This window comes from Streptomyces sp. SID1328, from assembly GCF_009865595.1.
In the GTDB taxonomy this organism is placed as follows: domain Bacteria; phylum Actinomycetota; class Actinomycetes; order Streptomycetales; family Streptomycetaceae; genus Streptomyces; species Streptomyces griseoluteus.
In genome coordinates, this window is the sequence record NZ_WWKH01000325.1 from 1 (window position 1) to 20166 (window position 20166).

The window sequence follows — 20166 nt, forward strand, 5'->3', positions numbered from 1 at the left end:
CGGCCGGTGCGGCGGCGGTGAGCGGGCGTCCCGGCGCGGTCTCGGGGGGTGTCGTGGTGCTCATGGCGGCGGCTCCTGCGGCGTCAGACGGCGAGCTGGTCATTGCGCTTCAGCCAGCGGAAGTAGAAGGAGGTGAACACGGTCAGGATCGACAGCAGCAGTACGCCGTACGCGGCGGACTGGGCGAAGTCGCGCGGCTGCTGTCCGAAGCCGAGGAAGTAGGCCCACGTGACGAGGATCTGGGCGTCCGGGGCGCCGGTCGGGCCGAACAGCAGGAAGATGATGGCGAACTGGTTGAAGGTCCAGATCACACCGAGCAGGACGACGGTGGAACTGACCGAGCGCAGTCCGGGCAGGGTGACGTGCCTGAAGCGCTGCCAGGCGCTCGCGCCGTCCATCTCGGCCGCCTCGTAGAGCGAGGAGTCGATGGACTGGAGACCGCCGAGGAGCGAGAGCATCATGAACGGCACCCCGCACCAGGTGTTGACCATGATGGCGGCGAACCGCTGCCAGAAGGTGTCCTCCAGCCACTGGGGCTGGGGCAGGTGGAGGGCGCCGAGGATCTGGTTGAGCACACCGGAGTCGGCCAGCATGATCCGCCAGGAGAAGACGGTCACGAAGGTGGGCACCGCCCAGGGCAGCACGAGCAGCAGCCGGTAGACGGTGCGGCCGCGCAGCTTCTGGTCGAGCATCATCGCGAGGCCGAGCCCGATGACGTAGTGCAGGGTGACGCAGGCGACGGTCCAGAACACGGTCCACAGGAAGTGCGACCAGAAGCGGTCGTAGGCCGTGGGGCCGAAGAGGATGTCCTGGTAGTTGGCCAGCCCGATGAACTTGTAGGTGGCGTCGATGTGGTTGACACCGATGGTGCGCGCCGAGTTGAGGCTGTTGGCGTCGGTGAGGGTCAGGTAGACGCCCCGCACCAGCGGGTAGCCCACGAGGATGCCGAGCACGACGACCACAGGCGCGATCATCGCGTACGCGTACCAGTACCTCTGGTAGCCGTTCTTCAGGCGCTGCCCGAGACCGGGCCGGGGCGGCCGCTCACCGCTGCGCCGGCCGGTCGCGCGGTCGATGGCGACTGTCATGGTGCGACACCTTCTACAAGTTCGGGGGCGGGCTGGTCACAGGCCGGTGGCCGCCGGGTTCTCCCCATCCCCCACGGCGGGGGGAACCCGGCGGCCACACGGGCTCACTTGCTGAAGTCGGGCACCAGCTTGGCGATGGCCAGCTCGGCGTTGCTCAGGCCCTTGTCCAGCGGCTCCTTGCCCCCGGCCACCTTGGGCAGCTCGGTGTCCAGCGGGCCCCACAGGGAGCTGTACTCCGGCATCGCCGGGCGGGGCTGGGCGGCGGAGAGCACGCCCTGGTAGCCGGCGATGCCGGGGTCGGCCTTGACCTGGGAGGTGTAGGCGTCGCCGCGGGTCGGCAGCGTGGAGTTCTTCAGCGCGATGGTCTCCTGGGACTTGGCCGAGGTCATGAACTTCACGAACTTCAGGGCCGCGTCCTGGTGAGCCTTGTCCGAGCCGGCGTAGACCGAGAGGTTGTGGCCGCCGGTCGGGGCGCCCGCCTTGCCGGCCGAGCCGGCCGGGACGGTGGCGATGCCGAGGTTGGACTTGTCCTTGAAGGCCGAGCCCTTGTAGAAGTTCGTGATCTCCCAGGGGCCCTGGATGATCGAGGCGACCTTGCCGTTGACGAACGCGTCCTGGATGTGGGCGTAGGCGTCCGCGGTGGTGTCCGCCTTGTGCAGGCCCTTGCCGGAGAACGTGCTCTGCCAGGTGCCGTACGCCTTCTTCGCCGGGGCGGAGGCGACGGTGATCTTCTTGCCCGCGGCGTCGACGGTGTCGGTGCCCTCGCCGTAGAGGAAGCACTGGGCGTAGTACGCCTGGGTGGAGCCCCAGTAGCCGTCGACCTTCGCCTTGTCCTTGACCTTCGCGGCGTCGGCCTTCAGCTCGTCCCAGGTCTTGGGGGCCTCGGTGATGCCGGCCTTCTTGAACAGGGCCTTGTTGTAGACGAACGCGAGGGTGTCGGTGACCAGCGGCACGCCGTAGGTCTTGCCCTCGTACTGGGCCTGCTTGATCAGGTTGGGCTCGAACTTGTCCTGCTCGGCCAGGGCGTCGGTGCCGTCCAGCGGCAGGAAGAAGCCCTTCTTGGCGAAGGCCGGGGTCCAGCCGACCTCGGACCGCAGGATGTCCGGCGCGCCCTTGGAGCCGGCGGCGGTGTCGAACTTGTTCTGCGCCTGGTCGAAGGGCACGTTGACGTACTTGACCTTGATGTTCTTGTTGGCGGCCTGGAACTGTTCGACCAGGGCCTTGTACGTCGGCGCCTCATTGGTGGCGTTGGAGGTGTCCCACCAGGTGAGGGTCACCGGGCCGTCCGACTTGCTGTCGCCGTCGTCGCTCCCGCCGCACGCCGTCGCCGTGAGGGCGAGGGACGCCACGAGCGCGGAGGCCGCTATGCCACGCCGCATGAGTTCTCCTTGAGGGTGAAAAGCCCGAGATTGCAGGGACGGCCCCGTCTGCCGCCACCCGCGTCGTGCCGACTGCGCCATTGCCGCGGCCGGGCGACTCGGAACGTAACAGCGTTGTAAGCGCCGCGAAAGACCTTGCAGAAAAAAAGTGCAAGAAGACGGCCGGGTTACCGTGTCGTGACCTGCCCCAGACCTTGTCGAAATACAGGTCTACCGCCGGTAGGCGGGTTGACGGACACTTGTGCAAGACTCTGCAAGCTCTTGCCGCGGGGGGCCGCCGCCGGGATCATCCCCTTGCGGCCGTGCGCCGGGCGGACCATCCGGCGGGCACGAGCGACGACATACCCATGAGGGGCGAGGAGCGCGATGACGCGGCAATCCACGGCGGGCCGTTCGGCCGCCCGCGTACGGCGTCCCGCCGGTGCGCCGGGCGCGGTGCGGCCGGTACAGTCCACAGGCGTGACCACACGGCTTGCGGACATCGCTGCGCAGGCGGGGGTGAGCGAAGCGACCGTCAGCCGGGTCCTCAACGGGAAGCCGGGCGTCGCCGCCACCACCCGCCAGTCCGTCCTGGCCGCGCTGGACGTGCTCGGCTACGAGCGTCCGGTGCGGCTCCGCCAGCGCAGCGAGGGCCTGGTGGGCCTGATCATCCCGGAGCTGGAGAACCCGATCTTCCCGGCGCTGGCGCAGGTCATCGGCCAGGCGCTGACCGGGCAGGGCTACACCCCGGTGCTGGCCACCCAGACCCCGGGCGGCTCCACCGAGGACGAGCTGACCGAGATGCTGGTGGACCGGGGGGTGGCCGGGATCATCTACGTCTCCGGGCTGCACGCCGACACCACCGCCGACATGCAGCGCTACGAGCGACTGCGCGCCCAGGGCGTCCCGTTCGTGCTGGTGGACGGGTTCTCGCCCAAGGTGCAGGCACCTTTCATCTCCCCCGACGACCGGGCCGCGACCACGCTCGCGGTCACGCATCTGGTGTCGCTGGGCCACACCCGGATCGGTCTGGCGCTCGGGCCGAAACGGTTCGTGCCGGTGCAGCGCAAGATCGAGGGCTTCGTCCGCGCGATGCAGGACCAGCTGGGGCTGGGCGCGGACCTGGTCGCCGAGGAGCTGGTGCAGCACTCGCTGTACACCCTGGAGGGCGGGCAGGCGGCGGCCGCCGCGCTCATCGGGCGCCAGTGCACGGCCATAGTGTGCGCCAGCGACATGATGGCGCTCGGCGCGATACGGGCCGCCCGGCAGCTCGGCCTCGACGTGCCGCGCGACGTCTCGGTGGTCGGCTTCGACGACTCGCCGCTGATCGCGTTCACCGACCCGCCGCTGACCACCGTGCGCAAGCCCGTCCCGGCCATGGGCCAGGCCGCGGTGCGCACGCTGCTGGAGGAGATCGGCGGGACGCCCGCCCCGCACAGCGAGTTCGTCTTCATGCCGGAGCTGGTCGTGCGTGGGTCCACCGCCTCGGCGCCGGGCGAGCGTTCGCGGGGCTGAGCGCCCGCCCGGCCAGGCGTTTTCGCGCAGAACATGCGTGGTGGTACCGGCCTTGGGATGATCTGTCGAGCGTCCCTTGTCTGGCAGACTTGGTAGCTATGAGTGACTCGACCGTGACAGGACCGGGCGGCCACCGCGACGAGGTGGCCGTACCGCGGACCGTCACGGGCCGGAGCGCCGGCGGGGCGCGGACCCTGCGCGAGCGGGTCCGCCGTCCCCGGCGCCCCCGGCTGTGGTTCGAGATCCTGCTGATCGGCGCGAGTTACTGGACGTACTCGCTCATCCGCAACGCCGTCCCGGAGCAGAGGCGCGAGGCGCTGCGCAACGCCGACGCGGTGTGGTGGCTGGAGCACCGGCTGGGCATCGCCGTCGAGACGTCCGTCAACCACGCCGCCGACTCGGTGGGTTGGCTGATCATCGGCATGAACTACTACTACGCCACACTGCACTTCGTGATCACCATCGGGGTGCTGGTGTGGCTCTACCGATGGCATCCCGACCGCTACGCCCCCATCCGGCTGGTGCTGTTCGCCACCACGGGCGTGGCCCTCGCCGGGTACTACCTCTTCCCGCTCGCCCCGCCCCGGCTGATGCGCGGCGGCCACTTCATCGACACCGTGATGGTGCACCACACCTGGGGCTCGATGGCCTCCGGCGACCTCAAGCACATGTCCAACCAGTACGCCGCGATGCCGTCCATGCACATCGGGTGGTCGCTGTGGTGCGGGCTGACCGTGTTCGCGCTGGCCTCGGTGCCGTGGGTACGGGTGCTGGGGCTGGCGTACCCGGCGCTGACGCTGCTGGTCATCGTCTCCACGGCCAACCACTTCTGGCTGGACGCGGTCGGCGGGATGCTGTGCCTCGCCTTCGGGGTGACGGTGGCCCGGCTCTGGTACGGACGGTGGCCGCAGGTGCCCAGAGCCGTGCTCGGTGCCGGGGCGCGTCAGCCGGCGTAGAACAGCTCGTCCACGACCGACCGGGCCCGGCGGGCGGTACGGCGGTACGCGTCCAGCATGTCGCCGGCCCGGCCCTCGCCGTAACCCAGGTAGCGGCCCACCGCCGCCAGTTCGCGGGGCTCGGTGGGGAAGGTGTCGCCCGCCCGGCCCCGGACCAGCATCACCGCGTTGCGGACCCGGCTGGCCAGCACCCACGCCTCGTCCAGCACGGCCGCGTCCTCCGCGCCGATCAGGCCGGCCTCGCGCGCCGCCGCCAGCGCCTCACGGGTCCTCGGGGTGCGCAGGCCCGGCACCTCCCAGGCGTGCCGGAGCTGCAGCAGCTGGACCGTCCACTCCACGTCCGACAGACCGCCGGGGCCCAGCTTGGTGTGCAGCTTGGGGTCGGCGCCGCGCGGCAGCCGCTCGGACTCCATCCGGGCCTTCAGCCGGCGGATCTCGCGCACCGCGTCCTCGTCCAGGCCGCGGGCGGGGTAGCGCAGCGGGTCGATCAGCGCCATGAAGCGGCGGCCCAGGTCCTCGTCGCCCGCCACCGGCTCCGCCCGCAGCAGCGCCTGCGACTCCCAGCCCAGCGACCACCTGCGGTAGTACGCCTCGTACGACTTCAGGGTGCGGACCAGCGGACCGGACTTGCCCTCCGGGCGCAGGTCGGCGTCGATCAGCAGGGGCGGGTCGGCGCTGGGGAGCTGGAGCAGGCGGCGCATCTCGGCCACCACCTTGTTGGCGGCCTTCGCGGCCTCGTGCTCGTCCACGCCCTCCCTCGGTTCGTGCACGAACAACACGTCCGCGTCGGAGCCGTAGCCGAGTTCGTGGCCGCCGAATCTACCCATGCCGATGATCGCGAACCTGGTCGGGAGGGTGTCGCCCCAGGTCTCGCGGACGACCGCCCGGAGGGTGCCGGCGAGGGTGGCGGCGGTGAGGTCGGAGATCGCGTTGCCCGTGCGGTCCAGGAGGACGCCCTCGTCGGACTCCGCCGGGGTGGTTTCCGTGCCGTACGAGCCGACGATGTCCGCTGCGGCGGTGCGGAAGAGTTCCCGGCGCCTCACGCCTCGGGCGGCTGTCACGCCCTGTTCCGCGTTCTCCGCGCGGTTCACCGCCGCGGTGATCTCCTGTTCCAGCTGGGCCCTGCCTCGGGGTTGCAGACCGCCCGCGTCTCCGTCGCCGAGGAGGGCCACGGCTTCGGGGGCCCGGAGGAGGAGGTCGGGGGCCAGGCGGCCCGCCGAGAGGACCCTCGCCAGGTTCTCCGCGGCCGCGCCCTCGTCCCGGAGGAGGCGCAGGTACCAGGGGGTTTTGCCCAGGGCGTCCGAGACCTTGCGGAAGTTCAGGAGGCCGGCGTCGGGGTCGGCCGAGTCCGCGAACCAGCCGAGGAGGACGGGGAGGAGGGTGCGCTGGATGGCCGCCTTGCGGGTGACGCCGGAGGCCAGGGCCTCGAGGTGGCGGAGGGCCGCCGCGGGGTCCGCGTAGCCGAGGGCGACCAGCCGTTCTCTCGCCGCTTCCGCGCTCAGCCTTGTTTCGCCGGGGGCCAGTTGGGCCACGGCGTCCAGGAGGGGGCGGTAGAAGATCTTCTCGTGGAGGCGGCGGACCACTCCTGTGTGGCGCTTCCATTCCCGGCGCAGGCCCGCCACCGGGTCCGTACGCAGGCCCAGTGAGCGGCCCAGGCGGCGGAGGTCTTCCTCCGCCTCGGGGACCAGGTGGGTGCGGCGGAGCTGGAACAGCTGGATGCGGTGTTCCAGTTCGCGGAGGAACCGGTATGCCTCGTCGAGGCGGGCGGCGTCCTCCCGGCCTACGTAGCCGCCCTTCGCCAGGGCCTGCAGTGCCTTCAGAGTGGTGCCGCTGCGGAGAGCCTGGTCTGTGCGGCCGTGTACCAGCTGGAGCAGCTGGACGGCGAATTCGACGTCCCTCAGGCCGCCCGGGCCGAGCTTCAGCTCTCTGTCGATCTCCGCCGGGGGGATGTTCTCCACCACCCTGCGGCGCATCTTCTGCACGTCGGGGACGAAGTTCTCCCGGTCGGCCGCTTGCCAGACCATGGGGGCCAGGGCTTCCGTGTACGCCTCGCCGAGTTCCTTGTCCCCCGCGACCGGGCGGGCCTTCAGGAGGGCCTGGAACTCCCAGGTCTTCGCCCAGCGCTGGTAGTAGGCGAGGTGACTGCTCAGGGTGCGGACGAGGGGGCCGTTGCGGCCCTCCGGGCGGAGGTTCGCGTCCACCGGCCAGATCGAGCCCTCGACGGTGGTTTCCGAGCAGATGCGCATCATGTGGGAGGCGAGTCTTGTGGCCGCCTTCAGGGCCTTCGTCTCGTCCGTGCCCGGAGTGGGCTCCGCTACGAAGATCACGTCCACGTCGGAGACGTAGTTCAGTTCGTGGCCGCCGCACTTGCCCATGGCGATCACTGCCAGGCGGCAGGCTCGCGCGTCCTCGGGGGCCGCGGTCTGGGCCATGGCCAGGGCTGCGCGGAGGGTTGCCGTTGCCAGGTCCGCCAGTTCCGCTGCCGTCTGGGTCACGTCCGTGGTGCCGCAGACGTCCCTCGCGGCGATGGAGAGCAGGCAGCGGCGGTACGCCACTCTCAGTTCCACCGGGTCCGTCGCTTCCGCGAGGCCGCGTTCGAACTCCGTCACTCCCGGGTGCAGGTCCCTTGGCTCGTAGGTGACCAGTTCCTGCCAGTCGTGGGGGTGGCGGGTCAAGTGGTCCGCGAGGGCCGCCGATGCGCCCAGTACGCCCAGGAGGCGGTCGCGGAGGGGTTTCGCCGCGATCAGGGTGTCCAGGAGTTCCCGGTGGTCCGTGGGGGCCGGCTGGGCCTCCAGCAGTCTCACCAGGCCGCGCAGGGCGAGGTCCGGGTCCGCTGTCGCGCCCAGCGCCTCCAGGAGGACCGGGTCCGCCTTGACCGGCGCCAGCTCGGGGCTGTCCAGCAGGCGTTCCGCTCCCGAGGGGTCCGTGAAGCCGTGCCGAAGCAGTCTGGTGAACGTACTGCTCCTGCGCCCCGGCGTCATCCGCGGCCTCCCCTCGGGATCAAGACGGTCCTGGCCAGAGCCTAACCGTGCCACCGCCTCCGCCTCGTGTGGCGTCGGCCTCGCGTCGCCCGCGGGCTCGCCGCCACCTCGTGTGGCAGCGGCCTCGTGCCGTCCGTGGCTCGCTCCCGCGTCGTCGTGGGGCGGGGCCGCGCCGGGGGGTGTCCGTCCTCGGTCCGGCGACTTCTGTTTCCCCGATGCGTTCGACTTGCCTCATCGCCGGCCGCTGCGGGCGGACACCCCCCGACACGTCCCCTCGCCGCCGTTTGCGGGTGCGGCTTCGTGGGGTGCTCAGAGGTCGTCCGGCAGGACTCGGAAGTGGGTGTGCTTGCCGTTCAGGGGGCGTACGGTCCTGAAATCGCGCAGGTCTCTGGTGAGGATGGCGTCCGTCGCGTACTCGGCCGCCAGAGCCACGTTCATGGCGTCCACCAAGTCCAGGTCCAGTGACTGATAGCGGGCTCTTACCGTCAGTGCGGCGTCCAGGGTCTCCGGGGTGGGGTTCGCCAGGATCAGGCGCATCTCGCTCACCCTGTCGGTGAGGCTGCGCAGGATCGAGTCCGCCGCTCTGCGGCCCGCTCTGCTTGTGGCCACCTGGTGTACCTCGGTGAGGGCCATCGGGGTTGCCACCAGGAAGCCGCACTGGTCGGCCGCCTTCCTGGCCGCGGTGTGGGCCGGGTCCGAGCGGTTGTAGAGGGCGAGGATGCCCGAGGTGTCGGCGATGGCGATCACGCAGCGTTGTTCCTGTTCCGGTGCTCGCGTGCCTCGTATCCCCCGGTCACCGCTTCGCCGATCTCGTCCCGGTCCATCGGCTCGCCGAGGTCGAAGGTCTCCTCGTCCGCTACGAACGGCTCGTCCCAGACTCGGTGTGCCAGCGCGATGCGGTGAATGCCCTCGCGGATTATCTCCGCCTCCGAGAGGCCCAACCGGGCCGCCGCCTCCTTGATCAGCGCCAAGTCACCGTCGTCCGCGTAGACGTTCGTGCGTTTGAGGGCCATGGGGGCATGGTACAGCTCCTGTACCACCGACTCCGTGGAGAGAGGGCTTGCATGGTTACGGCTTATGCCCAGCTGCGGGGGCGGGGGCTTGAGGTCAGTGAGCCGGAATATCGGGTCCGGACCACTGAGCCGCTGCATCGGGTGCCGGCGCGGCTCTCCGAGGGGAAGGCGTCGTGAGCGGGGCGCTGGCGCGGGGGTCCGTGGCTACCCGGCTGCCTGCTCAGGATCTGGAGCGGGCTCGGCGGTTCTACTCCGAGAAGCTGGGGCTGGAGCCGTTCGACGAGCGGCCCGGGGGGCTGCTCTACCGGTGTGGGGATTCGTTCTTCGCGCTGTTCCAGTCCACTGGGGTTTCCCCCGGCACCTTTACCCAGATGGGGTGGGAGGTCGACGACCTCGAAGCCACCCTCGCCGAGCTTCGGGGGCGGGGGGTGGTCTTCGAGGACGTCGAGGCTCCGGGGTTCCGGACCGAGAACGGCGTTGCCGAAGTACAGGGCAACTATCCGAGCAAGGGCGCTCGGGGGGAGCGGGCTGCCTGGTTCCGGGACAGTGAGGGGAATCTGATGGGGATCGGGCAGCCCGTTCGGTGATCGGCCTTACAGCACCGGCAGGTTCTTCCGCAGCTCGAACGCCGTGACCTCGCTGCGGTACTCCTCCCACTCGCTCTTCTTGTTGCGGAGGAAGAAGTCGAAGACGTGTTCGCCCAGGGTTTCGGCCACCAGGTCGCTGCGTTCCATGAGGGTGAGGGCCTCGCCGAGGTTCTGGGGCAGCGGTTCGATGCCCATGGCGCGGCGTTCCGCGTCGGAGAGGGCCCAGACGTCGTCCTCGGCGCCCGGGGGGAGCTCGTAGCCCTCCTCGATGCCCTTGAGGCCGGCGGCCAGGAGGACGGCGTAGGCGAGGTAGGGGTTGGCGCCCGAGTCGAGGGAACGGACCTCCACGCGCGCCGAGCCGGTCTTGCCCGGCTTGTACATGGGGACGCGGACCAGGGCCGAGCGGTTGTTGTGGCCCCAGCAGATGTACGAGGGGGCCTCGCCGCCCGCGCCCGCCGTGCGCTCCGAGCCGCCCCAGATGCGCTTGTAGGAGTTGACCCACTGGTTGGTGACCGCCGAGATCTCCGCCGCGTGCCGCAGCAGGCCCGCGATGAAGGAGCGGCCGACCTTGGAGAGCTGGTACTCCGAGCCGGACTCGTAGAACGCGTTGCGGTCGCCCTCGAAGAGGGAGAGGTGGGTGTGCATGCCCGAGCCGGGGAACTCCGAGAACGGCTTCGGCATGAAGGTCGCCTGCACCCCCTGCTCCAGCGCGACCTGCTTCATGACCAGGCGGAACGTCATGATGTTGTCCGCGGTGGAGAGCGCGTCGGCGTACCGCAGGTCGATCTCCTGCTGGCCGGGGCCGCCCTCGTGGTGGGAGAACTCCACCGAGATGCCCATCGACTCCAGCATGGTGATCGCCTGACGGCGGAAGTCCATGCCCACGTTCTGCGGGGTGTGGTCGAAGTACCCGGAGTTGTCCGCCGGGGTCGGCCGGCTGCCGTCCGTCGGCTTGTTCTTCAGCAGGAAGAACTCGATCTCCGGGTGGGTGTAGAAGGTGAAGCCCAGGTCGGAGGTGCGGGCCAGCGCCCGCTTGAGGACGTAGCGCGGGTCGGCGAAGGACGGGGAGCCGTCCGGCATCAGGATGTCGCAGAACATGCGGGCCGTACCGGGGGCCTCCGCGCGCCAGGGCAGGACCTGGAACGTGGACGGGTCCGGCTTGGCGATCATGTCGGACTCGTAGACGCGGGCGAAGCCCTCGATGGCCGAGCCGTCGAAGCCGATGCCCTCGTCGAACGCCTGCTCGAGCTCCGCGGGGGCCACGGCGACGGACTTCAGGAAGCCCAGCACGTCCGTGAACCACAGGCGTACGAACCGGATGTCGCGCTCCTCCAAGGTCCGGAGCACGAACTCCTGCTGCTTGTCCATCTTCCGCTTCCCCATCCTTGCTGGTCAGGCCGCCTGTCCGTGGTGCGACGAGAGGCGGTCGGCACCTGAGCATCCCACCACATCGGCGTTTCGCGCGCGTTGCGGACCTTGATCGGCCGGACGTCTCCGGGCTGAACGTTCCGCCTGCGGCGGGAATACCGTCCTGCCGACCATCTTGCATGTTCATCGGGCCGTCCGTCATGGCCGCGGCCGTCGGCGGGCCCGCGGGCGCGAATTATCCGGTTGTCGCACATCGCTCCCCCGCGCTCCGCCCGTCCCCTTACGATCAGCGGACCCCGAGACCGCCCTGCGGAAGGACACGCCCCATGGGTACCGACCAGCACACCCCCGCCTCTTCGCGCGCCGCGCGCATAGAGGAGATGCGGCGCGCCGAGCGTGCCCGCGCCCGCCGCAACCGGGTGCTGGCAGTCGCCGCGAGCGTCGTGGTCGTCGCGGGGCTGGTCGCGGGCGGGGTGGCGCTGGTGCGCTCCCAGTCGGACTCGGGCAAGGACAAGGACACCGCCGCGAGCGGGGACGCCAAGGGCGGCTCCGGGCACTTCACCACGGGCGCGGACGGGGTGCGCACCTGGTCCGGCAAGCTGTCGCGCACCCACGTCAGCACCAAGGTGACGTACCCGATGCACCCGCCGGTCGGCGGGAACCACAACCCGGTGTGGCTCAACTGCAACGGCGACGTCTACAAGGAGCCGGTGCGGGACGAGAACGCGGTGCACGCGCTGGAGCACGGCGCGGTCTGGGTGACGTACACGGACAAGGCGAAGAAGGCGGACGTGGACGCGCTCGCGGCCAAGGTGAAGCGGACGCCGTACTCGCTGATGAGCCCGTACGCGGACCAGGACGCGCCGCTGATCCTTTCGGCGTGGGGGCACCAGGTGAGCGTGAAGAGCGCGTCCGACCCCGAGGTGGACAAGTTCTTCGCCGCCTATGTGCAGGGCAAGCAGACCCCGGAGCCGGGCGCCTCCTGCACCGGCGGGGTCATGAAGTGAGGCGCGGGTACGCCGGGTGGGCGGCCGGTGCCGCCGTCCTGGCCGTCGTCGCGGCGGGGGCCGGGGGGTACGCGGCCGGCGGGGAGCGTGACTTTGTCGCCGTACGGGTGCCGGGCGCGGAGTCGGCGGACGCCGGGTTCGCGCGGGACATGGCCGTGCACCACCAGCAGGCCGTGGAGATGTCGTACCTGGTGCGCGACCGCACCGGCGACGAGGAGGTGCGGCGGCTCGCGTACGACATCGCGCAGACCCAGGCCAACCAGCGCGGGATGCTGCTGGGCTGGCTGGATCTGTGGGGACTGCCGAAGGTGTCCGCCGAGCCGCCGATGACATGGATGGGCATGGGTGACATGCCGCCGGGGCAGGACGGCGCGCTGATGCCGGGTATGGCCACCAACTCGGATCTTCGGAAGCTGAGTTCGCTCGACGGGCGGGCGGCGGAGGTGTTCTACCTCCAGCTCATGACGGAGCACCACAAGGGCGGGGTGCACATGGCCGAGGGGTGTGTGACCCGGTGTGCGGCGGGGCCGGAGCAGCGGCTCGCGCGGGGGATGGTGGACGCCCAGCGGTCCGAGATCCGGCTGATGGCGGACATGCTCAAGAAGCGGGGCGCACACGCCCGTTCGTGAGAAATTCGGATCAAGTCAGCTCTTTGGCATGGTTACTTGAGCTTCTCTTGACCTTTTGCTGCCCCTGACATGAACGGTTCATCAGTCAGAGTGGCCCCCATCGTGCGATCTCCACGCCGGTCGACACCGCCGCTTCACCGGCGCACATCCGCGACGTACCGACCACGACATGCATGCGAAACGCATCGCAGGGGGTTCTATGAGATCCAACCGCGCCAAGACGCGCGCCGGTGTGAGCATGGCGGCGACGCTGCCGATGATCGCCGGGGCGCTGGCGCTCGGCATACCCGCGGCCCACGCGGACGGCCCGGCGCGCAACGCGCTGACCGGTACCCGGCCGCTGTGGGCCACGGCGAAGGCGGACAAGGGCGCCGCGGCCGACAGCGCCCGCGTCAACGCCCGCGTCTACCTGGCCGGGCGGGACGCGGCCGGGCTGGCGGCCTACGCCAGGGCCGTCTCCGACCCGGCCTCGCCGCTGTACGGCAAGCACCTCGGCGCCAAGCAGGCGCAGGCCCGCTTCGGGGCCACCAAGGCCCAGGTGACCGCCGTCAAGTCCTGGCTGAAGTCGGCCGGCCTGACGGTCACCGGGGTCACCGCGCACTACGTCGCCGTCTCCGGTGACGTGGCCGCCGCCGAGAAGGCGTTCGGCACCCAGCTCCACAACTACGCCAAGGGGAAGCGGACTTACCGCGCCCCGGCGAAGACCGCCTCCGCGCCCGCCTCGCTCAAGGGCGCCGTGCTCACCGTGACGGGCCTGGACAACGCGCCGCACAAGTCGAAGCACGACGATCAACTGCCGCCCCCGGACGCGGTGTTCAAGAACGCCGGTCCGTTCTCGAGCTACTTCGGCTCGAACACCGCGAGCAGCCTGCCGGACGCGTACGGCCACAAGATCCCGTACGCGATCCAGGGTTACACCGGCAAGCAGCTCCGCGCGGCCTACGGCGCGGGCCAGTACACCGGCAAGCACGTGCGCGTCGCCATCACGGACGCCTACGCCTCGCCGACCATCGCCTTCGACGCGGGCTCCTACGCCAAGAAGCACGGCGACGCGGCGTGGAAGACCGGCCAGCTCCACCAGGTGCTGCCGAAGAAGTACACGCACACCGGGGCCGACGAGTGCGGGGCGGCCGGCTGGTACGGCGAGGAGACCCTCGACGTCGAGGCCGTGCACGCGGTCGCGCCGAACGCGGACGTCACCTACGTGGGCGCCGCGTCCTGCCTCGACGACGACCTGCTCGACTCGCTCAGCAAGGTCGTCGACAACCACCTGGCCGACATCGTCTCCAACTCGTGGGGCGACATCGAGGCCAACCAGACGCCGGACCTGGCCGCCGCCTACGACCAGGTGTTCCAGTTCGGCGCGGTGGAGGGCATCGGCTTCTACTTCTCCTCCGGCGACAACGGTGACGAGGTGGCGAACACCGCCACGGACACCACGCCGGGCGTGAAGCAGGTCGACACCCCCGCCAACTCGGCCTGGGTGACGGCGGTCGGCGGTACCTCGCTGGCGGTCGGCAAGGGCGACACGTACCAGTGGGAGACCGGCTGGGGCACCGAGAAGGCCCTCCTGTCGGCCGACGGCAAGAGCTGGGACGCCTTCCCCGGCGCCTTCACCTCGGGCGCGGGCGGCGGCACCAGCAGGACCGTGCCGCGGCCGTACTACCAGCAGGGCATCGTCCCGAAGAAGCTGGCCACGGCCAACAACAAGGCCGGCAACCGCGTCGTCCCGGACATCGCGGCCATCGCCGACCCGAACACCGGCTTCCTGGTCGGCCAGACCCAGACCTTCCCGGACGGGACCCAGCGCTACAGCGAGTACCGCATCGGCGGCACCTCGCTGGCCGCGCCGGTGATCGCGGCCGTGCAGGCGCTGGCGCAGGAGGCGCGCGGCGGCAAGGCGATCGGCTTCGCCAACCCGTCGATCTACCAGCGGTACGGCAAGAAGGGCGTCTTCCACGACGTCACCGACAACCCGACCGGCTCCGGCCTGGCGGTGGCCCGTACCGACTTCGTGAACGGTCTGGACGCCTCCGGCGGCCTGACCACCTCGGTCCGCAGCCTCGGCAAGGACAGCTCGCTGCACGCGGTCAAGGGCTACGACGACGTGACCGGCGTGGGCTCGCCCGCGAACGGCTACGTGCAGTCGTACAAGGGCCACTGATCCGCGGTAGCCGGTGACGGGGGGCGTGGGGTGCCGGACACCTCACGCCCCCCATCGCGTCTGAGTGACGATTACACTGACGGGGTGCCTCAACTTCGTCTCGCCCTGAATCAGATCGATGCCCGGGTCGGCGACATCGCCGGCAACACCGAGTCCGTCGTCCACCGGACCCGTCAGTCGGCCGAGGCGGGAGCGCATCTGGTCGCGTTCCCGGAGATGATGCTGACCGGGTATCCCGTGGAGGACCTCGCCCTGCGCTCCTCCTTCGTCGAAGCCTCCCGCGCCGCCGTGCGCACGCTGGCCACCCGGCTGGCGAAGGAGGGGCTCGGCGAGGTGCCGGTGGTCGTCGGCTACCTCGACCGCTCGGCGACCGCGCAGCCGAAGTACGGCCAGCCGGCCGGTGCCCCGCAGAACGCGGCGGCGGTGCTGTACCGGGGCGAGGTGGCCCTCACCTTCGCCAAGCACCACCTGCCGAACTACGGCGTCTTCGACGAGTTCCGCTACTTCGTGCCCGGTGACACCATGCCGGTGATCCGGGTGCGCGGGGTGGACGTGGCGCTCGCCATCTGCGAGGACCTCTGGCAGGACGGCGGCCGCGTCCCCGCCGCCCGTTCGGCCCACGCGGGCCTGCTGCTCTCGGTGAACGCCTCGCCGTACGAGCGCGACAAGGACGACACCCGTCTGGAGCTGGTCGGCAAGCGGGCCCAGGAGGCGGGCTGCACCACCGCCTATCTGGCCATGACCGGCGGCCAGGACGAGCTGGTCTTCGACGGCGACTCGATCGTGGTCGGCGCGGACGGCGCGGTGATCGCGCGGGCGCCGCAGTTCGAGGAGACCTGCCTGCTGCTGGACCTGGACCTGCCCGCCGCCGACCCGGACGCGCCGACGGGCGTCGTGGACGACGGTCTGCGCATCGACCGCGTGGTCCTCTCCCCCGAGCCCGTGCCGCCGTACGAGCCGGAGCACCTCGGCGGCTACGCCCAGCGGCTGGACGACGAGGCGGAGATGTACGGCGCGCTGGTGACGGGCCTGCGGGCGTACGTCACCAAGAACGGCTTCCGCACGGTGCTGATCGGACTGTCCGGCGGCATCGACTCGGCGCTGGTGGCGGCGATCGCGTGCGACGCGATGGGCGCGGAGAACGTGTACGGGATCTCGATGCCGTCCAAGTACTCCTCCGAGCACTCCCGGAGCGACGCGGCCGAGCTGGCCCGGCGTACCGGGCTGCACTTCCGTACGGTGTCGATCGAGCCGATGTTCGACGCGTACATGGGCGCGCTGGGTCTGACCGGGCTCGCGGAGGAGAACCTCCAGTCCCGGCTGCGCGGCACGCTGCTGATGGCGGTGTCCAACCAGGAGGGCCAGCTCGTGCTGGCTCCGGGCAACAAGTCCGAGCTGGCGGTGGGGTATTCGACCCTGTACGGCGACTCGGTGGGCGCGTACGGCCCGATCAAAGACGTCTACAAGTCCTCGGTGTTCCGGCTCGCCCGCTACCGCAACCGCGCGGCCGAGGAGCGCGGCGAGACCCCGCCGATCCCGTCGAACTCCATCACCAAGCCCCCCAGCGCCGAGCTGAGCCCCGGCCAGGTCGACACCGACTCCCTCCCGGACTACCCCGTCCTCGACGCGATCCTCGACCTCTACGTCGACCACGACCAGGGGGCGGACGCGATCGTGGCGGCGGGCTTCGACCGTGAGCTCGTCGTGCGAATCCTCCGCATGGTCGACACGGCGGAGTACAAGCGGCGGCAGTACCCGCCGGGCACGAAGATCTCCCCGAAGGGGTTCGGGAAGGACCGGCGGCTGCCGATCACGAATGCGTGGCGGGAGCGGGCGTAGTCACTCGGGGCGGGCGCGCAGGCGGGCGTCGAGGGCGCGGATCAACTCGCCCACCCGTCCACCGCCTTGCGGGGCGGCCGGGTAGCGATGGAGTACGTCGACGACAAGGGGTGTCGCCCGCCGCACCGTCCGCTCGAGGTGGCCGGCCGCGCTCTCCCCGGCGACCAGCTCGGCCGCCCGCGCGGCGTGGGCTCCGGCCCCGAGGATGTGCTTGACCTGCGTGGCCTTGGCCAACGGATGCAGATAGGCGGCCCCGGCCGCGGCCATCGCCGCCCGCGCGGCCTCTCGTGCGGCGGCGGAGTGCGCCCCCTGGGCCGCCTTGAGCGCCGCCCACGCCGTGTCGCGCAGCGCCTTCCCCCGCTCCCCGCCCCGCGCGAACGCCCAGGCGGCGCTGACGGCCTCCCTGGGCCGCGAGTCTTCGGGCTGACCGGCCTCGAAGATTCCCAGCACGGTCTCGGCGGAGGCCGCGGCGAAGGCGGTGACAGCCCGGAGATCGTCCTTGCTCAGAACGACGGCAGCACTCATCGCCCCTCTTCCGGCGCCGACCGCCGGTCCGCGAGCCGGTCCCGGTCGGCGGCGTTCCCGGTACGGGCCTCGGTGCGGTGCCCTCGTTCCAGGTAGTCCCGGACGATCAGCTCAACCGCATCCTGCGGACTCTTCGCACCTGCCAGCAGCATGACCTCGATGGCCAGGTCGGCTTCCAGACTGATGGTGACCTTCGCCATGACCCCTCCTGAACAGACTCCCCGGAGCAGCGTAACCAGGGCGGTGCACTGGGAGGGCGACGACCTCGCAGACCGGGACCAGCCGCCCGGCATCGCCTTCCACGTCCTGGACGACGACCGGCGCCTGACCACCCACTACCGCGTCGTGCTCCGAGCGGGGGCGGGTCGGTGAGCTGATGAGGGCGGTGGCCCGGCGTGCGCTGAACGTGCGGGACCGGGCCCGGCACCCCCAAAACCACAGGGCAGCCCGCCGGTAGGGGGAAGGTCCGGCGGGCTGCCCCTTGGTGGTGCGGCAGTGGTCAGTGGACGGAGTGCTCGTCGAGGGGGAACGTTCCGCCGACGACGTCCTCCGCGAAGGACTTGGCCGCGTCGCCCATGACCTCGCGGAGCGCCGCGTACTTCTTGACGAACTTCGGGACGCGGCCCGAGGTCAGGCCGAGCATGTCGGTCCAGACGAGGACCTGCGCGTCGGTGTCCGGGCCCGCGCCGATGCCGACCGTCGGGATGTGGAGGACCCGCGTCACCTCGGCCGCCAGCTCCGCCGGGACCAGCTCCAGTACGACGGCGAACGCGCCCGCGTCCTGCACCGCCTTCGCGTCGCGCAGGAGCTGCTGGGCCGCCTCCTCGCCGCGCCCCTGGACCCGGTAGCCCATGGCGTTCACGGACTGCGGGGTGAGGCCGATGTGGGCCATCACCGGGATGCCGGACTCGACCAGCAGCCGGATCTGTTCGTGCGACCGCTCGCCGCCCTCCAGCTTGACCGCGCCCACCCCGGCCTCCTTGACCAGCCGGGTCGCCGAGCGCAGCGCCTGCACCGGGCCCTCCTGGTAGGAGCCGAAGGGGAGGTCGCCGACGATGAGGGCGCGGCTGGTGCCGCGTACGACGGCGGCGGAGAGCATGGTCATCTCGTCGAGAGTGACCGGCACGGTCGTCTCGTAGCCGAGGTGGCAGTTGCCCGCCGAGTCACCCACGAGGAGGACGGGGATGCCGGACTCGTCGAAGACGGAGGCGGTCATCGCGTCGTAGGCGGTGAGCATGGGCCACTTCTCGCCCCGCTCCTTGGCGAGGGCGATGTCGCGGACCGTGATGCGGCGGGTGCCCTTTCCTCCGTACAGCGTCTTGCCGTCGGAGGGCTTCGTCTGGGCAGCCGAGAGCTGCGTCATGGCAACGGCTCCTTCAGTTCATCTCGAGGCGCCCTTTCGGCGTCCCCGGATCGTCTCCATGGTGGCACCTCGTGCCGGAGGTGGCCAGGGGACCCCCGGACCCCGGTCCGAGAAGGCCCACGCAATACCTCGGCAAAGGAATTCAGATACGAGACGGTGCCGTATTGAAATGGGCCTACGATCGGGCACATGACAACCTCCCCTGCCCCCCGGATACCGGAAGCCGTGCACCGGCGCCGCTGGGCGATCCTCGGCGTGCTGATGCTGAGCCTGCTCATCGTGGTGCTCGACAACTCGATCCTGAACGTCGCCATCAAGACCATCGCCACCCCGGCGCCCACCGGTCTCGGCGCCACGCAGAGCGAGATCGAGTGGGCGATCAATTCGTACACCCTGGTCTTCGCCGGCCTGCTCTTCACCGCCGGGCTCATCGGCGACCGGCTCGGCCGCAAGAAGGTGCTGCTCGGCGGGCTGGTGGTGTTCGGCATCGGCTCGGCGCTGGCCGCCGAGTCCGGCTCGCCGGGCCAGCTGATCACCTACCGCGCCGTGATGGCCCTCGGTGCCGCCTTCGTCATGCCCGCGACCCTGGCCGTGCTGATGAACGTCTTCGAGCGCTCGGAGCAGCCCAAGGCCATCGGCATCTGGGCGGGCGGGGTCGGCCTCGCCATCGCCATCGGCCCGATCACCGGCGGCGCGCTGCTGGACCACTTCTGGTGGGGCTCGGTCTTCCTGATCAACGTGCCCATCGTGCTGGTCGCCCTCGCCCTGATGGTCTGGCTGGTCCCCGACTCCCGCGACCCCAGGCCCGGCCGCCTGGACCCCGTCGGCGTGGTGCTCTCCGTGCTCGGCCTGGTGCTGCTGGTCTACGGCATCATCAAGGGCGGCGAGCTGGCCGACTTCACCGACGTCAAGGTGCTGGCCACGATCGTCGCCGGTGTCGTCGTACTGATCGGCTTCGTGGTCTACGAGAAGCACAGCGACCACCCCTCGCTGGACGTGACCTACTTCCGCAACAAGGTCTTCTCGGCCGCCATGGCCGCCATCGCGCTGGTCTTCTTCGCGCTGATGGGCGTCACGTTCTTCGGCGTCTTCTACACCCAGAGCGTGCGCGGCTACTCCCCGCTGGAGTCCGGCCTGCTGATGCTGCCGCTGGCCGCCGCCCAGATGATCTTCGCGCCGCGCGCCCGGCTGCTGGTCGACCGGTTCGGCAACAGGGCCACCACCACCGCGGGCATGCTGCTGATCGCCGCCACCCTGGCCGCGTTCGCCGGCTTCGAGGCCGACACGCCGATCTGGCTGCTGGAGGTCGTCTTCTTCCTCATGGGCACCGGCATGGCGCACATCATGACCCCGACCTCGGTCGTCATCATGCAGGCCCTGCCCCGCGAGAAGGCCGGCTCCGCCTCCGCGCTCAGCAACACCTTCCGCCAGGTGGGCGGCGCCCTCGGCATCGCCGTCCTCGGCTCGGTGCTCGCCACCTCCTACCGGGGCGGCATCGAGGGCAGGCTCGGCGCGCTGCCGCCCGGCCTGCGTGACACCGCGGGCGAGTCCATCGAGGCCACCCTCGGCATCGCGGAGAAGCTCGGCCCGCGCGGCCAGGCCCTGGTCACGCCCGCCTACGACGCCTTCCTGCACGCCATGCACGTCACCGCCCTGTGGGGTACGGGCGTGGCGCTGATCGGCGCCGTCGTCGTCGCCGTGTTCCTGCCGGGCAAGTCCCCGGCCGCCGAGGCCGGCGAGCGCGAGCCGGAACTGATCGGCACCGGCGACTGA

The 20166-nt window shown here is 70.7% G+C and carries 17 protein-coding genes and 1 pseudogene; 9 read left to right on the forward strand and 9 right to left on the reverse strand.

Annotated features, from left to right (window positions below; genetic code table 11):
* Positions 1-83 precede the first annotated feature (83 nt).
* On the reverse strand, positions 84-1088 hold the full coding sequence (locus tag GT030_RS09405; protein WP_161200697.1) for a sugar ABC transporter permease: 1005 nt from the start codon (positions 1086-1088) through the stop codon (positions 84-86).
* A gap of 104 nt (positions 1089-1192) precedes the next feature.
* Positions 1193-2467: an extracellular solute-binding protein gene (locus tag GT030_RS09410; protein ID WP_161200698.1), complete on the reverse strand. Its 1275-nt coding sequence runs from the start codon at positions 2465-2467 to the stop codon at positions 1193-1195.
* Positions 2468-2926: 459 nt separating this feature from the next.
* Here GT030_RS09410 and GT030_RS09415 point away from each other — a divergent pair, with 459 nt between their 5' ends.
* Positions 2927-3961: a LacI family DNA-binding transcriptional regulator gene (locus GT030_RS09415; RefSeq protein WP_135790347.1), complete on the forward strand. Its 1035-nt coding sequence runs from the start codon at positions 2927-2929 to the stop codon at positions 3959-3961.
* 98 nt (positions 3962-4059) lie between these two features.
* Positions 4060-4917, forward strand: a complete 858-nt coding sequence (locus tag GT030_RS09420) for a phosphatase PAP2 family protein (protein WP_161200699.1) — start codon at positions 4060-4062, stop codon at positions 4915-4917.
* Here GT030_RS09420 and GT030_RS09425 read toward each other — a convergent pair.
* The 3 genes from GT030_RS09425 to GT030_RS09435 form a co-directional block, all read right to left on the reverse strand.
* Positions 4905-7898: a bifunctional [glutamine synthetase] adenylyltransferase/[glutamine synthetase]-adenylyl-L-tyrosine phosphorylase gene (locus tag GT030_RS09425; protein WP_161200700.1), complete on the reverse strand. Its 2994-nt coding sequence runs from the start codon at positions 7896-7898 to the stop codon at positions 4905-4907. The genes GT030_RS09420 and GT030_RS09425 overlap by 13 nt on opposite strands.
* 309 nt (positions 7899-8207) lie before the next feature.
* A complete protein-coding gene (locus GT030_RS09430; protein WP_161200701.1) occupies positions 8208-8645 on the reverse strand; it encodes a PIN domain-containing protein in 438 nt (145 codons plus the stop codon).
* Entirely contained in the window at positions 8642-8911 is a 270-nt protein-coding gene (locus GT030_RS09435) for a CopG family transcriptional regulator (protein ID WP_161200702.1), read from the reverse strand. The genes GT030_RS09430 and GT030_RS09435 overlap by 4 nt, the downstream gene beginning before the upstream one ends.
* 173 nt (positions 8912-9084) lie before the next feature.
* On the opposite strand from GT030_RS09435, the gene GT030_RS09440 reads away from it, so the two are divergent.
* Positions 9085-9498, forward strand: a complete 414-nt coding sequence (locus GT030_RS09440; RefSeq protein WP_161200703.1) for a VOC family protein — start codon at positions 9085-9087, stop codon at positions 9496-9498.
* Positions 9499-9504: 6 nt separating this feature from the next.
* Here the strand turns inward: GT030_RS09440 and GT030_RS09445 are convergent, their stop codons facing one another.
* On the reverse strand, positions 9505-10866 hold the full coding sequence (locus GT030_RS09445; RefSeq protein WP_031179817.1) for a glutamine synthetase family protein: 1362 nt from the start codon (positions 10864-10866) through the stop codon (positions 9505-9507).
* A 326-nt stretch (positions 10867-11192) separates the two neighbouring features.
* Here GT030_RS09445 and GT030_RS09450 point away from each other — a divergent pair, with 326 nt between their 5' ends.
* From GT030_RS09450 to GT030_RS09465, 4 genes are all read left to right on the forward strand, one after another.
* Positions 11193-11873 (forward strand): DUF3105 domain-containing protein, encoded by a 681-nt coding sequence (locus tag GT030_RS09450; protein ID WP_161200704.1) that lies wholly within the window; start codon positions 11193-11195, stop codon positions 11871-11873.
* Positions 11870-12502, forward strand: a complete 633-nt coding sequence (locus tag GT030_RS09455; protein ID WP_161200705.1) for a DUF305 domain-containing protein — start codon at positions 11870-11872, stop codon at positions 12500-12502. The genes GT030_RS09450 and GT030_RS09455 overlap by 4 nt, the downstream gene beginning before the upstream one ends.
* A gap of 199 nt (positions 12503-12701) precedes the next feature.
* Positions 12702-14666, forward strand: coding sequence for a S53 family peptidase (locus GT030_RS09460; RefSeq protein WP_161200706.1), 1965 nt, complete (start codon positions 12702-12704; stop codon positions 14664-14666).
* Between the two features lie 84 nt (positions 14667-14750).
* Complete coding sequence (locus tag GT030_RS09465; RefSeq protein ID WP_161200707.1) at positions 14751-16505, forward strand: NAD+ synthase; 1755 nt, start codon at positions 14751-14753, stop codon at positions 16503-16505.
* Here the strand turns inward: GT030_RS09465 and GT030_RS09470 are convergent, their stop codons facing one another.
* Positions 16506-17030, reverse strand: a complete 525-nt coding sequence (locus tag GT030_RS09470) for a putative immunity protein (RefSeq protein WP_161200708.1) — start codon at positions 17028-17030, stop codon at positions 16506-16508. It lies immediately after the preceding gene.
* Positions 17027-17230 (reverse strand): hypothetical protein, encoded by a 204-nt coding sequence (locus tag GT030_RS09475; RefSeq protein WP_161200709.1) that lies wholly within the window; start codon positions 17228-17230, stop codon positions 17027-17029. The genes GT030_RS09470 and GT030_RS09475 overlap by 4 nt, the downstream gene beginning before the upstream one ends.
* A gap of 43 nt (positions 17231-17273) precedes the next feature.
* On the opposite strand from GT030_RS09475, the pseudogene GT030_RS37085 reads away from it, so the two are divergent.
* A pseudogene (locus tag GT030_RS37085) lies at positions 17274-17402 on the forward strand (hypothetical protein); the annotation flags it as partial.
* A 127-nt stretch (positions 17403-17529) separates the two neighbouring features.
* On the opposite strand, the gene panB reads toward GT030_RS37085, so the two are convergent.
* Positions 17530-18393 carry a 3-methyl-2-oxobutanoate hydroxymethyltransferase gene (panB, locus tag GT030_RS09480; protein WP_031179807.1) on the reverse strand — a complete coding sequence of 288 codons (864 nt, stop codon included), beginning with the start codon at positions 18391-18393 and terminating at the stop codon, positions 17530-17532.
* A 189-nt stretch (positions 18394-18582) separates the two neighbouring features.
* Between panB and GT030_RS09485 the strand changes: the two genes are divergently transcribed.
* The gene (locus GT030_RS09485) at positions 18583-20166 is read left to right on the forward strand and encodes an MFS transporter (protein ID WP_202459901.1); all 1584 of its coding nucleotides are present in this window, start codon (positions 18583-18585) and stop codon (positions 20164-20166) included.

Bases quoted from the DNA above. Each gene is read 5' to 3' on its own strand.
- GT030_RS09405 (WP_161200697.1), bottom strand. From the start codon at position 1,088: ATGACAGTCGCCATCGACCGCGCGACCGGCCGGCGCAGCGGTGAGCGG.
- GT030_RS09410 (WP_161200698.1), bottom strand. From the start codon at position 2,467: ATGCGGCGTGGCATAGCGGCCTCCGCGCTCGTGGCGTCCCTCGCCCTC.
- GT030_RS09420 (WP_161200699.1), top strand. From the start codon at position 4,060: ATGAGTGACTCGACCGTGACAGGACCGGGCGGCCACCGCGACGAGGTG.
- GT030_RS09425 (WP_161200700.1), bottom strand. From the start codon at position 7,898: ATGACGCCGGGGCGCAGGAGCAGTACGTTCACCAGACTGCTTCGGCAC.
- GT030_RS09435 (WP_161200702.1), bottom strand. From the start codon at position 8,911: ATGGCCCTCAAACGCACGAACGTCTACGCGGACGACGGTGACTTGGCG.
- GT030_RS09445 (WP_031179817.1), bottom strand. From the start codon at position 10,866: ATGGACAAGCAGCAGGAGTTCGTGCTCCGGACCTTGGAGGAGCGCGAC.
- GT030_RS09450 (WP_161200704.1), top strand. From the start codon at position 11,193: ATGGGTACCGACCAGCACACCCCCGCCTCTTCGCGCGCCGCGCGCATA.
- GT030_RS09460 (WP_161200706.1), top strand. From the start codon at position 12,702: ATGAGATCCAACCGCGCCAAGACGCGCGCCGGTGTGAGCATGGCGGCG.
- GT030_RS09470 (WP_161200708.1), bottom strand. From the start codon at position 17,030: ATGAGTGCTGCCGTCGTTCTGAGCAAGGACGATCTCCGGGCTGTCACC.
- GT030_RS09475 (WP_161200709.1), bottom strand. From the start codon at position 17,230: ATGGCGAAGGTCACCATCAGTCTGGAAGCCGACCTGGCCATCGAGGTC.
- panB (WP_031179807.1), bottom strand. From the start codon at position 18,393: ATGACGCAGCTCTCGGCTGCCCAGACGAAGCCCTCCGACGGCAAGACG.
- GT030_RS09485 (WP_202459901.1), top strand. From the start codon at position 18,583: ATGACAACCTCCCCTGCCCCCCGGATACCGGAAGCCGTGCACCGGCGC.